The organism is Pelagibius sp. 7325 (assembly GCF_037652055.1).
Classification (GTDB): Bacteria; Pseudomonadota; Alphaproteobacteria; order Kiloniellales; family Kiloniellaceae; genus Pelagibius.
Genome location: NZ_JBBKAH010000002.1, coordinates 236,898 through 249,205, shown reverse-complemented (window position 1 = coordinate 249,205; position 12,308 = coordinate 236,898). Strand labels below are relative to the sequence as shown.

Annotated in this window: 12 protein-coding genes and 1 riboswitch; of the genes, 8 read left to right on the top strand and 4 right to left on the bottom strand. The window is 67.2% G+C overall.

The genetic code is table 11. The annotated features are described in order from the left end of the window. Positions 1-27: 27 nt before the first annotated feature. From WDC82_RS03065 to ispH, 4 genes are all read right to left on the bottom strand, one after another. Positions 28-966, bottom strand: a complete 939-nt coding sequence (locus tag WDC82_RS03065; protein WP_340115782.1) for a transporter — start codon at positions 964-966, stop codon at positions 28-30. Positions 967-1,188: 222 nt separating this feature from the next. Further along, entirely contained in the window at positions 1,189-1,635 is a 447-nt protein-coding gene (rnhA, locus tag WDC82_RS03060; protein WP_340115781.1) for a ribonuclease HI, read from the bottom strand. 2 nt (positions 1,636-1,637) lie between these two features. After that, positions 1,638-2,603 carry a homoserine kinase gene (locus WDC82_RS03055; protein ID WP_340115780.1) on the bottom strand — a complete coding sequence of 322 codons (966 nt, stop codon included), beginning with the start codon at positions 2,601-2,603 and terminating at the stop codon, positions 1,638-1,640. Positions 2,604-2,676: 73 nt separating this feature from the next. Next, positions 2,677-3,636, bottom strand: coding sequence for a 4-hydroxy-3-methylbut-2-enyl diphosphate reductase (gene ispH / locus WDC82_RS03050; protein WP_340115779.1), 960 nt, complete (start codon positions 3,634-3,636; stop codon positions 2,677-2,679). A gap of 351 nt (positions 3,637-3,987) precedes the next feature. Here ispH and WDC82_RS03045 point away from each other — a divergent pair, with 351 nt between their 5' ends. From WDC82_RS03045 to WDC82_RS03010, 8 genes are all read left to right on the top strand, one after another. Further along, complete coding sequence (locus tag WDC82_RS03045; RefSeq protein ID WP_340115778.1) at positions 3,988-4,227, top strand: CDGSH iron-sulfur domain-containing protein; 240 nt, start codon at positions 3,988-3,990, stop codon at positions 4,225-4,227. 40 nt (positions 4,228-4,267) lie between these two features. Then, positions 4,268-4,855 carry a hypothetical protein gene (locus WDC82_RS03040; protein ID WP_340115777.1) on the top strand — a complete coding sequence of 196 codons (588 nt, stop codon included), beginning with the start codon at positions 4,268-4,270 and terminating at the stop codon, positions 4,853-4,855. Then, positions 4,821-5,339 (top strand): GFA family protein, encoded by a 519-nt coding sequence (locus tag WDC82_RS03035; protein ID WP_340115776.1) that lies wholly within the window; start codon positions 4,821-4,823, stop codon positions 5,337-5,339. Before WDC82_RS03040 ends, WDC82_RS03035 begins: the two co-directional genes overlap by 35 nt. An 88-nt stretch (positions 5,340-5,427) precedes the next feature. Further along, positions 5,428-5,522, top strand: a riboswitch (glycine riboswitch). Between the two features lie 181 nt (positions 5,523-5,703). After that, entirely contained in the window at positions 5,704-6,819 is a 1,116-nt protein-coding gene (gene gcvT / locus WDC82_RS03030; protein ID WP_340115775.1) for a glycine cleavage system aminomethyltransferase GcvT, read from the top strand. A 22-nt stretch (positions 6,820-6,841) separates the two neighbouring features. Further along, on the top strand, positions 6,842-7,213 hold the full coding sequence (gene gcvH / locus WDC82_RS03025) for a glycine cleavage system protein GcvH (protein ID WP_340115774.1): 372 nt from the start codon (positions 6,842-6,844) through the stop codon (positions 7,211-7,213). 46 nt (positions 7,214-7,259) lie between these two features. Further along, positions 7,260-10,169 (top strand): aminomethyl-transferring glycine dehydrogenase, encoded by a 2,910-nt coding sequence (gcvP, locus tag WDC82_RS03020; protein WP_340115773.1) that lies wholly within the window; start codon positions 7,260-7,262, stop codon positions 10,167-10,169. A gap of 230 nt (positions 10,170-10,399) precedes the next feature. Further along, entirely contained in the window at positions 10,400-11,725 is a 1,326-nt protein-coding gene (glyA, locus tag WDC82_RS03015) for an aminotransferase class I/II-fold pyridoxal phosphate-dependent enzyme (RefSeq protein WP_340115772.1), read from the top strand. Between the two features lie 94 nt (positions 11,726-11,819). After that, positions 11,820-12,299 (top strand): YetF domain-containing protein, encoded by a 480-nt coding sequence (locus tag WDC82_RS03010; RefSeq protein WP_340115771.1) that lies wholly within the window; start codon positions 11,820-11,822, stop codon positions 12,297-12,299. The last annotated feature ends 9 nt before the right edge of the window (positions 12,300-12,308 follow it).

Here is a 12,308-nt window from a genome sequence, read left to right as displayed (position 1 = left end):
CGTTCGCGTTTCGCCGTGTTTTGCGGTCTAGAACGACAGCACGACATCGCCGTAGACGCGGTACTCCATGATGGTGTCTTCCTTGTCGGTGATCGGCGTTTCCGCGCCGACGCCGATCTGCACATTGTCGGTGAAGCGGTAGCGGAAGCCGCCGCCCAGGGTCACCGTGGTGCCGCGGTCGTCGCTGCCGAAGTTCAGCAGGTCGATGCCGTCCAGCTTGCCCAGCGCGCCGGTCAGGCGGTTGCCGTGGTCGATCGGCGTGAAGCCGTTCACCTCGATCAGCGGAAAGAAGTTCTCGAAGACCTCGTAGTCTGCGTGCAGCGAGTAGTGCAGGATCGAGGTGTCGACCTCGGTGTCGAGGGCGACGTTGGCGCCGAGGCTGGCCTGCAGTCCAAGGTCGCCGAAGGTCGTCGCACCGGTGACGAAGGGGTTGATGAACCCGTTGCCGTGGCCCTGCAGTTCGATGCCGCCGGTTTCCAGGCCCGCGATCGGCAGTTCGTAGCGCAGGCCGGCGGTCAGGATGGACTCGCTCTCGGGATCCGAAAGGATCGCATACTTGAGGCCGAAGGCGATGTTGGCGAAGCCGCTTTCGTCGTCCAGCACCTCGTTGAAGTTGGCGTCCGCGTAGCCGTCCTTCGTGGCGATGAAGCCCAGGCGCTCGGTCAGCGCGACACGCAGCTGCAGGGCGCCCAGATGGATATTGCCGCCGTCGGTGACGAAGTCGTCGCCGTCGGGAATCTCGTTGTACATGTAGATGCCGCGCGCCTCGGTGGTGATGTACGGCGTCTCGTTGAACACTGGGTTGGTCAGCGGCGGCACGTAGCGGCTGTGGCGGCCTTCGCCCAGCGAACCGTTCCAGTCCAGGCCGAGAAAGCCATCCTCGGCGGCGGCCGGCAGCGGTGCGGCGGCAGCCAGGAGCAAAGCCAGGCCGGCCATGCGGCGCCTGTGCGCGGGTACCCTCTTCATATCGGAATCTCCTATTGATGCCCATTCGCGGCACCCGTTGCGGGTGCTGTTGTGGCCTTCGGAGTCCCTACCCGCTCGTGATCCGCAGGCCGCGGGGAGTACAGCAGAGCGGTCCGCTGCCGACATTGATCTGCGGCAATTTTCGCCGTTAATTCAATGTGATAGAGAGACAATTTGTCGCAGGGGCGGGCGGCCCGGCCCGCTGCGTCGAGGCGGAGCGGGTCAGCGCACGCTTTCCACGCCGGCGCGGGCCAGGGCGTCGGCCCGCTCGTTCTCCGGATGGCCGGAATGGCCCTTCACCCAGTGCCAGGTGACGTCGTGGCGTTCCAGGGCCGTTTCCAGGCGCTGCCAGAGGTCGACGTTTTTCACCGGCTGCTTGGCTGCCGTCTTCCAGCCGTTGCGCTTCCAGCCGTGGATCCACTTCATGATGCCGTCGCGCAGATAGTTGCTGTCGGTGTAGAGGTCGACGGTGGAGGGGCGTTTCAGCGCCTCCAGTGCGGCGATCGCGGCCATCATCTCCATGCGGTTGTTGGTGGTCGCCTTCTCGCCGCCGTAGATGTCCTTTTCCGCGTCGCCATAGCGCAGCACCGCGCCCCAGCCGCCCGGTCCCGGATTGCCGGAGCAGGCGCCGTCGGTGAAGATTTCCACGCGAGGAGGGCTTGCCGTCATGATCAGAGATCCAGGCCGTAGGCACCGGGGCCGCGCACGCCCTGATGGAACTGCAGCTTCTTCCAGTACTCCAGCGGATCCTTGGGCTTCACGTAGGCGCCTTCCGGGTGATTGAGCCAGTCGTAGAGGCGGGTCAGCAGGAAGCGCAGAGCAGAGCCGCGCGCGAGCAGCGGCAGCGCCGCCAGCTCCTCGCCCGAGAGCGCTCTCTCGCGCCGATAGGACTGCAGCAGCAGGCGCGCCTTGGTGACGTTGAAGGCATTGTCGTGCTCGAAGCACCAAGCATTCAGGCAGATCGCCAAGTCGTAGACGAAGTAGTCGTTGCAGGCAAAATAGAAGTCGATGAGGCCGCTCAGCCGCTCGTGGCGGAAGAACACGTTGTCGGGGAAAAGGTCGGCGTGAATGACGCCGGCCGGCAGGTCCTTCGGCCAGGCCGCTTCCAGCTGCGTGAGTTCGGCATCCAGGGCGGCGGCAAGGCCCGGCTTCACCTCGTCGGCGCGTGCCCGGCAGGACTCCAGCAGGGGCCGCCAGCCGGCGACCGACAGCGCGTTGGCGCGCTTGAGGGCGAAGTCGGCGCCGGCCAGATGCATCTGCGCCATGGCCCCGCCCAGGGCGGCGCAGTGAAAAGTGTGCACCCGGCGCGGCCACAGACCCTCCAGGAAGGTCACCAGCGCGGCGGGCCGGCCGCAGAGCTGGCGCAGCGCCTTGCCGTCGCGGGCGTGCAGGGGCACCGGGCAGCTGATGCCGCGCCCTGCCAGGTGCTCCATCAGGCCGAGGAAGAAGGGCAGGTCGTCCGCATCCACGCGCTTCTCGTAGAGCGTCAGGATGAAGCTGCCCTGATCCGTCTGCAGCAGATAGTTGGAGTTCTCGACGCCTTCGGCGATGCCCTTGAACGACAGCACTTCGCCGATGCCGTACTCGGCGACGAAGCTTTCGATGTCTTCGGCGGAGACTTCCGTGTAGACGGCCATCGGCGGTGCGTGCGGGTGGTTACGTGGGGCTGATACGGGGCGCCGACGGCGCGGGAACGGCGAAGCGGCGGGATCAGGCGATGGCGACCTTGTCGGTCAGTTCCTTGGGCAGCTTGAAGATGACGTCCTCGACCACGCCGCTGACGTTCTCCACCGTGACGTCGAAGTGCTCACGGCAGGCGGTGACGACCTCCTCGACCAGGACTTCGGGGGCCGAGGCGCCGGCGGTGATGCCCAGCCGCTCGATGCCGGCAAGGGCATCCCAGTCGATATCGGCGGCACGCTGCACCAGGATGGCGCGCTGGCAGCCCTCGCGGCGCGCCACCTCGACGAGACGCTGCGAGTTGGAAGAGTTCGGCGCGCCCACGACCAGCAGGGCGTCGCAGCGGCGTGCAATCTCCTTCACCGCTTCCTGGCGGTTGGTGGTGGCGTAGCAGATGTCTTCCTTCTTGGGGCCGTGGATGGCCGGGAAGCGCCGCTTGAGGACGGCGATGATCTCGATGGTGTCGTCGACCGACAGCGTCGTCTGCGTGATGTAGGCCAGGTTGTCCGGGTCGTCGACCTGGATCGTATGCGCCGCCTCGGTATCCTCGACCAGCAGGATGGCGCCCTCGGGAACCTGCCCCATGGTGCCGATCACCTCGGGATGGCCGGCGTGGCCGATCAGCAGGATCTGCCGGCCGGTGCGCTCGTGACGCTCGGCCTCGCGGTGCACCTTGCTGACCAGCGGGCAGGTGGCGTCCAGGTAGAACAGCTCGCGCCGCTCGGCCTCCTCGGGCACCTCCTTGGGCACGCCGTGGGCGGAGAAGATCACCGGCACCCCCTCGGGCACTTCCTTCAACTCCTCCACGAAGACCGCGCCCTTGGCTTCCAGCGATTCGACCACGAAGCGGTTGTGGACGATCTCGTGGCGCACGTAGACCGGGGCGCCATACTGCTCCAGCGCGCGTTCGACGATCGCAATGGCCCGCTCGACCCCGGCGCAGAAGCCGCGCGGGTTGGCCAGAAAGACGGTAAGCGGCTTGTTAGTCATTCAAAGGGGATCCCTGTCCTTGAATGTAGTGCCTTCAATGTGGTGCCTGCCGGGTGCCGGCAACAGGCTGTGTCGCCGGCCCTTCCGCAGGCCTCTCCTGCTATGCCTTAGGGTGCGGGCCCGCGCCCGGCTCTGCAAGGCCTGTTTCGCCTCGATTTCCGCCGCAGGGCCTGCGCCCGCCACCCCCGCCATACCGGCTCAAAGCGGGACGGCCGGGAAGCCGCGAGACGGGTCGGAGGCCTTGTCGCACCGCCGCCGCTTCCCTAAAGTCCGCCCAGGGTTCGGCGGGCTGGCGGCGGCTGCCGCGCCCGGCCGGACACTAATACAGCGCGCCGCCGGAAGGAAGGCTTCATGACCGCCCCGATTCCCGCCCAGAAGGAGCCCTACAAGGTTTCCGTCGAGGTCGGAAAGAAGTACTTCTGGTGTGCCTGCGGGCGCAGCAAGAAGCAGCCGTTCTGCGACGGTTCGCACTCGGGAACCGGGCTCGCCCCGGTGGTCTACGAGGCGGCCGCCAGCAAGGACGTGTTCTTTTGCGGCTGCAAGGCGACCGGCAGGCAGCCGCTTTGCGACGGCAGCCATTCCAAGCTGTAACCACCGGCCCCGACGACCCTTTGGGAACAAGCGAGCACCCATGACTGTGTTTTCCTTCCGGACCGACGCGTTTCGCCTCCTGGGCAGTTCCAGTTCCCCGGGGCGCTCCCCGGGCCGTCTGCCGCTGAAGCTGGTGGTGGTGGCCGGCGCCGGTCTCGCGCTGCTGTCGGCCTGCGCCGGCGAGCCGGAAACCCGGCCTTGCCCCCGGGCGGTGGTGCTTAACGACGCCGCGCGCCAGGTGAAGTTCAACGGTACCGGGCGCGACCTCACCGACGTGCTCTTCGAGGCTCAGATTCAGACCGGCCAGCTGGTCTGCGAATACGACGAGAACGTCCTCGACGTCGACCTGCAGGTCAATGTCGTGGCCTCGCGCGGCCCCGCCAACAGCGATCGCCTGGCCAATATCCGCTACTTCGTCGCCGTTGCCCAGACCGACCAGACGATCCTGGCGCGTGAGAGCTTCGACATCGCGATTCCCTTCCCCGGTAACCGCACCCGCGTCTCCGGGCTGGAGGAGATCGGTCAGGTCATCACGCTGCCGCAGGGGCAGGACGGGGGTGACTACCGCATCTACGTCGGCCTGGAATTGACCCATGAGGAGCTCGAGTACAATCGGGCGAACTACTGAGGCCTCCGCTGCAAGCCGGGAGGGCGGCTGCCTCTGCGGCGCCCTGCGTTACCGCGTCGCACGCGGGACGGAGCTCTGCGTCTACTGCTGCCACTGCCGCGACTGCCAGCGACTGACGTCCAGCGCCTTCGCGCTCGCCATGGTCGTGCCGGCGGCGGACTTCACCCTGCTGGCCGGCGAGCCCGGGCGGATCCGGCGGCGCGCGGACAGCGGCCGTGAGATCGAGGGCTGCTTCTGTGCGCGCTGCGGCACACGCGTCTTCGACAGCTTCCCTGCTTTTCCTGACATCCTGATCGTGCGAATCGGGGGCCTGGATGACCCGCGCGGACTGCGGCCGGTCGCCCAGTTCTGGACGGCCCGCAAGCAGGACTGGGTCGTCCTGCCGCCAGACCAGTTGGTCGACCCGTACCAGCCGGACGGCTTTGCAGCGGTCATTGCGCTCTATCAGGCGCGCCAGGCGGCCGGTGATGGCCCGAAGAGCTGAAATTCGGGGCAGTTGATCTTCGGCCGGTGGCGGGCTAGCTTCTCTCTTGCAGCAAGACGGCCGACCGCAAATCGACCGTCTTTGCCTTTGATCCCTTGCGGGAGAGACCGGTCTTTGCAAGAGACCGGCGCCGAAGGAGCAACCGCCCCGGAAACTCTCAGGCAAAAGGACCGCTAGGGAGAGGCGCTTCTGGAAAGCGGCCGCGTCCGGCATCGAGGTTTCGCCGGTCGTGTCTCACCGAAGGAGTAAATCGCCCGCCGGTTCGTGCGGCGGGCCGGTGAATCTCTCAGGTATCGATGACAGAAGGGGCCGTGTCACCGAAGGCGGTGACGCGGAACCCATGACTTTGTCGGAGGAGGCGCGCGTGGAAGATGCCAGCGCATCGGGGGCGAAACACACGGTTCTCTACGCCCTGCACCAGGAATTGGGCGGCAAGATCGTGCCCTTCGCGGGCTACGCGCTGCCGGTCCAGTATCCGGCCGGCATCATGGCCGAGCATAAGCAGGCGCGCGAAGCCGCGGCGCTGTTCGACGTCTCCCACATGGGCCAGGTGAAGCTGGAAGGTGCCGACCGCATCGCCGCGCTGGAAGCGCTGGTGCCGGCGGACCTCGCCGGCCTGGCGCTGGGGCGCCAACGCTATTCCTTTTTCACCAACGATGCCGGCGGCATCCTTGACGACCTGATGATCTCCAACCAGGGCGACTGGCTGTTCCTGGTGGTGAACGCCGCCTGCAAGGAAGCCGACATTGCGCACCTGAAGGCGAACCTCAAGGGCGACGTCACGCTCACCGAGATGACCGACCGCGCGCTGATCGCCCTGCAGGGGCCCAAGGCTGCCGACGTGCTGGCGCGCCTGGCGCCCGGCGTGCAGACCCTGAGGTTCATGGACTGCAAGCCGGTCGACATCGACGGCGCCGCCTGCCTGATCAGCCGCTCCGGCTACACCGGCGAGGACGGCTACGAGATTTCGGTCCCGGCGGCGAAGGCCGAGGCGCTGGCGCGCCGCCTGCTGGCGGAGGACGAGGTGGCGCCGGCCGGCCTCGGCGCCCGCGATTCGCTGCGCCTGGAGGCCGGCCTCTGCCTCTACGGCCACGACATCGACACCACCACCACGCCGGTCGAAGCCGATCTCACCTGGGCGATTCAGAAACGCCGCAAGCAGGAAGGCGGATTCCCGGGCGCCGCGGTGGTGCAGAAGCAACTGGCGGAAGGCGCAGGACGCCGCCGCGTTGGCCTCAAACCCGAAGGCCGCGCTCCGATGCGCGAAGGCACCGAGCTGCAGGACGACAATGGCCAGACCGTCGGCTCCGTTACTTCCGGCGGCTTCGGGCCGACGCTGGGCGGGCCGCTCGCCATGGGTTACGTGAAGACCGCGTTGGCGGCGGAAGGCACGCCACTGCAGGCGATGGTGCGCGGAAAGGCGATGCCTTGCCGCGTGGTGGCGCTGCCCTTCGTGCCGCACAATTATTTTCGAGGCTGATCCTTTTGGGGGAACCAACAGCATGAGCGAGAAGCGTTACACCGAAGACCACGAGTGGGTGATGGTATCCGGCGACGAGGCGACGGTCGGCATCAGCAACCACGCCCAGGAACAGCTGGGCGATATCGTCTTCGTCGAGCTGCCGGATATCGGCAAGGCCCTTGCCAAGGGTAAGGAAGCCGCGGTGGTGGAATCGGTGAAGGCGGCGAGCGAGATCTACGCACCGGCCGACGGCGAAGTGCTGGCGGTGAACGAGGCCCTCAACGACGAGCCCGGCAAGGTGAACAGCGACCCCGAGGGCGGCGGCTGGTTCTTCAAGATGAAGCTCAGCGACGCCTCCCAGGTGGCCTCGCTGATGGACGAGGCCGCCTACAAGGCCTTCATCGAAGGCTGAGCGGAATCGTTGTTTCAATCGCCGGGTGGCGAACGGAGAAGACCCTATGAGTAAAGAGCAGCCATCCTTGGCAGAGTTGGAAAAGCGCGACGATTTCGTGCGCCGCCATATTGGTCCCGGCGAGCCGCAGATCGCGGCGATGCTGGAAACCCTCGGCCTCAAGTCGCTGGACGACCTGATCGACAAGGCGGTGCCGGCGTCGATCCGCAGCGACACCCCGATGGCGCTGCCGCGGGTGCGCAACGAGCGCGACACGCTCGGGTATCTGCGCAAGATGGCCGACCGCAACAAGATCATGAATTCCATGATCGGCATGGGCTACTACGGCACTTTCCTGCCCGGCGTCATTCAGCGCCGCGTGCTGGAGAATCCGGGCTGGTATACCGCCTACACGCCCTACCAGGCCGAGGTCAGCCAGGGCCGCCTGGAGGTGCTGCTTAACTTCCAGCAGATGGTCATCGACCTCACCGGCCTGGAGATCGCCAATGCCTCGCTGCTCGACGAGGCGACGGCGGCGGCCGAGGCCATGGCCATGGCGCACCGCGTCGCCAAATCTAAGTCCGAGACCTTCTTCGTCGCCCACGACTGCCATCCGCAGACCATCGCCGTGGTGCAGACCCGCGCCCGCCCGCTGGGCATCGAGATCGTCGTCGGCGATCCGGCCAAGGACCTGGCGGGCAAGGAGGTCTTCGGCGCGCTGCTGCAGTATCCAGGCACCTACGGCCACCTGCACGATATCCGCCCCATCGTCGAGGCCCTGCATGCGCAGGACGCGCTGGCGGTAGTCGCCAGCGACCTGCTGGCGCTGACCCTGGCGACGCCGCCCGGCGAGCTGGGTGCCGACATCGTCGTCGGCTCGGCCCAGCGCTTCGGCGTGCCGATGGGCTACGGCGGCCCGCATGCCGCCTTCTTCGCCACCAGGGACGCCTACAAGAGGACCATGCCCGGGCGCATCATCGGCGTGTCGGTCGATGCCGCCGGGCGTCCGGCGCTGCGCATGGCCCTGCAGACCCGCGAGCAGCACATCCGCCGCGAGAAGGCGACCAGCAACATCTGCACCGCGCAGGTCCTGCTTGCGGTGATCGCGGCTCTCTTTGCCGTCTACCACGGTCCCGACGGGCTGCAGCGCATCGCGCGGCGCGTGCAGCGTCTGACCGGCATCCTGGCGACGGGGCTGGAGCGCCTCGGCGTCGCGGTCGAGAACGACAGCTTCTTCGATACCCTGACGCTCAGCCTGCCGGCGCGCGCGGAGACCTATCTCGCCAAGGCGCGCGAGGCGGGCATCAACTTGCGCCTCGTCGACTCCGACCGTCTCGGCATCGCGCTGGACGAGACCACCGCGCGCGAGGACGTGCAGAAACTTCTCGAGATCTTCACCGGTTTCGGCGCCACGGCACCGCAGGTGGCCGAGCTCGACGGCGCGGCCAAGGACGGCATTCCGGCGGCGCTCAAACGCACCAGCGATTACCTCACCCATCCGGTCTTCAATCTCTATCATGGCGAGACCGAGATGCTGCGCTACCTCCGGCGCCTGCAGGCCAAGGACGTGGCGCTCGACCGCTCGATGATCCCGCTCGGCTCCTGCACCATGAAGCTGAATGCGACGACCGAGATGCAGGCCATCACCTGGCCGGAGTTCGCCGAAATCCATCCCTTCGCGCCGCTCGACCAGGTCCAGGGCTATCACCAGCTCTTCGAGGAACTGGAGGCCATGCTCTGCGCGGCGACCGGTTTCGATGCTGTTTCGTTGCAGCCCAACGCCGGCTCCCAGGGCGAGTACGCCGGCCTCATGACCATCCGCAAGTACCACGAGAGCCGCGGTGAGCAGCACCGCACCGTCTGTCTCATTCCCTCCTCGGCGCACGGCACCAACCCGGCCTCGGCGGTGCTGGCCGGCATGGAGGTGGTCGTGGTGGCCTGTGACGACAAGGGCAACGTCGACGTCGCCGACCTGAAGGACAAGGCCGCGCAGCACAAGGACCGCCTCGGCGCCCTGATGGTGACCTATCCCTCGACGCACGGCGTCTTCGAGACGGCGATCCGCGAGATCTGCGAGATCGTCCATGCCAACGGCGGACAGGTCTACATGGACGGCGCCAATCTCAACGCGCTGCTCGGCATCTGCAAGCCGGCGGAGATCGGCGCCGACGTCTCGCACATGAACCTGCACAAGACCTTCTGCATCCCGCACGGCGGCGGCGGCCCCGGCATGGGGCCGATCGGCGTGCGCGCGCACCTGGCGCCTTTCCTGCCGGACCACCCGGTGGTCAGCGGCGTCAACCCGGCGGCGGGCAAGGGCGAGACCATGGGCCCCGTCTCGGCGGCACCCTGGGGCTCGGCCTCGATTCTGCCGATCTCCTGGGCCTACATCGCCATGATGGGTGCCGACGGCCTGACGCGCGCGACGCAGATGGCGATCCTCAACGCCAACTACATCGCCAAGCGTCTCGCGCCGCACTTCCCGGTGCTCTACACGGGCCAGAACGGCATGGTGGCGCACGAGTGCATCATCGACCTGCGCTGGACCAAGGGCGCCTGCGGCATCACCGTGGAGGATGTTGCCAAGCGCCTGGTCGACTACGGCTTCCATGCACCGACCATGTCCTTCCCGGTGGCCGACACCCTGATGATCGAGCCGACCGAGAGCGAGGCCAAGCGCGAGATCGACCGCTTCTGCGACGCGATGATCGCGATCCGCCAGGAGATCGCCGAGGTCGAGGCCGGCAAGGTGAAGGCCGAGGACAGTGTGCTGCGCCAGGCGCCGCACACCCACCACCTGCTGATGAAGGACTGGGAGCGCCCCTACGCCAAGGACCAGGCCTTCTTCCCGCTGAACGGCGCGCAGGAGGACAAGTACTGGCCGCCGGTCGGCCGCGTCGACAACGTCGCCGGCGACCGCCATCTGGTCTGCACCTGCCCGCCGATGGAGGCCTACCAGCAGCAGGCGGCGGAGTAGGAGCGGCAGGTACCCCTCACCCAGCTCCGCCTAAGCTCGATCTACGATCTCGCCAAGGCTGCGCATCCCTCTCCCGCAAGGGGAGAGGAAAAGAAGGGCGAGGCGGCAGAGAGGCCCTCTCCCCTCGTGGGAGAGGGAGGGGCCCGCGCAGCGGGAGGGTGAGGGGGCTTTTCCCTTTGCCCATCCCGTCTGGTTGATGCTCTCCTTGCCTTCTAGGCAGGGAGACTTTCATGACCGCTTTGGCCCATCGGCCCTGGGTGCCGGAAATCTGCGAACTCACCGTGCAGGGCTTCGCCACCTGCACCGCCGGCAAGTCCTCGGGCGACGTCGCGCGGCGGCTCGACACGCTGGTCGCGCGCAACCGCGCGATCCACGAGCGCGAGTGCTTCAACCTCAACCCGGCGACCAACGTGATGAACCCGCGCGCGGAAGCCGTGCTGGCGGCCGGCCTCGGCTCGCGCCCCTCGCTCGGCTACCCCGGCGACAAGTACGAGATGGGGCTGGAGGCGATCGAGGAAATCGAGGTGATCGCCGCAGAGCTGGCCGCCGAAGTATTCCGCGCGCGCTATGCCGAGATCCGCGTCGCCTCCGGGGCTCTGGCTAACCTTTACGCCTTCATGGCGACCTGCCGGCCGGGCGACGCCATCATCGCGCCGCCGGCAACCATCGGCGGCCACGTGACCCACCACGCCGCGGGCTGTGCCGGGCTCTACGGCCTGACGACCCATCCGGCGCCGGTCGATGCCGACGGTTACACCGTGGATCTCGAGGGCTTGCGCAAGCTGGCCGAGGACGTCCGCCCGAAACTCATCACATTGGGCGGCAGCCTCAACCTCTTTCCGCATCCCGTGAAGGCGGTGCGCGAGATCGCCGATTCGGTTGGCGCGAAGCTGCTGTTCGACGCCGCGCACCAGTGCGGCATCATCGCCGGCGGCGCCTGGGGCGATCCGCTCGCCGAGGGCGCGCACCTGATGACCATGAGCACCTACAAGAGCCTCGGTGGCCCCGCCGGCGGCCTCATCGTCTCCAACGACGCCGACTTGGCCGAGAAGCTCGATGCCATCGCTTTCCCGGGTCTGACCGCCAACTTCGACGCCGCGAAGTCGGCGGCGCTCGCCTATACCCTGCTGGACTGGCGCGAGTACGGCCAGGCCTATGCCGGGAAGATGATTTCCGTCGCCCAGGTCTTCGCCGCCGCGCTGGACACCGAGGGATTGGCGGTCTTCGCCAAGGACAAGGGCTTCACCCGCTCGCACCAGTTCGCCGTCCAGGCGGCGGCCTGGGGCGGCGGGCAGGCGGCTTCGAAGAAGCTGCGCCGCGCCGGCTTTCTCGCCTGCGGCATCGGCCTGCCCATCGCGCCGGTCGAGGGCGATGTGAACGGCCTGCGCATCGGCACGCCGGAACTGGTGCGCTGGGGCGTCACGGAGGCCGACGTGCCGGAACTCGCCAGGCTGATCGCCCGCGCCCTGCACACCGACGCGCCCGAAGCCCTGGCGCCCGAGACGGCGGCGCTACGCGGGAAGTTCGACAGGCTGCACTACGTCTGTGAGGGCTGATTTGTGTCCTGCGGACCGCGGGGACCGGTCGTGAATGCATGGGAACCAGCATGCCGGGGGGCCGTTGGTACGTATAGCAAGCAAAGGAGCCCTGATGGACTGGAGCGACATGTTCTTTCAGGACTGGGAAGGAGTCCTTCGCACGGTCATCGTCGGCATTCTCGCTTATGTGACGCTGGTCGCGTTTTTGCGGATATCCGGAAAGCGCACCCTGGCGAAATTGAACGCCTTCGACCTGGTGGTCACGGTGGCGCTGGGCTCTACGCTCGCGGCCATCATCCTTCAAGAATCCGTGGCGCTGGCAGAAGGGGCGGTGGCTCTGGCGGTGCTCATACTGGCGCAGTTCCTGGTCACCTATACGTCGGTCCGTTCTGCAGCCTTCGCCGCGGCCGTCAGATCGGAACCGGCCCTGCTCATGCGGGACGGCGCGTTCTGCGAGCGGACGATGCGGCGGGAACGCGTTACCAAGGATGAAGCCTTAAGCGCCATACGAGCGAATGGAACCCGCCGGGATGAGGTCGACAGCCTTATCCTGGAAAGCGATGGGACAATGAGCGTGACGCTGCACAGATGACCCCGTTAC

Bases quoted from the DNA above. Each gene is read 5' to 3' on its own strand.
- WDC82_RS03035 (WP_340115776.1), top strand. From the start codon at position 4,821: ATGAGGAGCTCGAGTACAATCGGGCGAACTACTGAGGCCTCCGCTGCA.
- gcvP (WP_340115773.1), top strand. From the start codon at position 7,260: ATGAGTAAAGAGCAGCCATCCTTGGCAGAGTTGGAAAAGCGCGACGAT.
- WDC82_RS03045 (WP_340115778.1), top strand. From the start codon at position 3,988: ATGACCGCCCCGATTCCCGCCCAGAAGGAGCCCTACAAGGTTTCCGTC.
- WDC82_RS03010 (WP_340115771.1), top strand. From the start codon at position 11,820: ATGGACTGGAGCGACATGTTCTTTCAGGACTGGGAAGGAGTCCTTCGC.
- rnhA (WP_340115781.1), bottom strand. From the start codon at position 1,635: ATGACGGCAAGCCCTCCTCGCGTGGAAATCTTCACCGACGGCGCCTGC.
- WDC82_RS03055 (WP_340115780.1), bottom strand. From the start codon at position 2,603: ATGGCCGTCTACACGGAAGTCTCCGCCGAAGACATCGAAAGCTTCGTC.
- WDC82_RS03040 (WP_340115777.1), top strand. From the start codon at position 4,268: ATGACTGTGTTTTCCTTCCGGACCGACGCGTTTCGCCTCCTGGGCAGT.
- gcvH (WP_340115774.1), top strand. From the start codon at position 6,842: ATGAGCGAGAAGCGTTACACCGAAGACCACGAGTGGGTGATGGTATCC.
- glyA (WP_340115772.1), top strand. From the start codon at position 10,400: ATGACCGCTTTGGCCCATCGGCCCTGGGTGCCGGAAATCTGCGAACTC.
- WDC82_RS03065 (WP_340115782.1), bottom strand. From the start codon at position 966: ATGAAGAGGGTACCCGCGCACAGGCGCCGCATGGCCGGCCTGGCTTTG.
- ispH (WP_340115779.1), bottom strand. From the start codon at position 3,636: ATGACTAACAAGCCGCTTACCGTCTTTCTGGCCAACCCGCGCGGCTTC.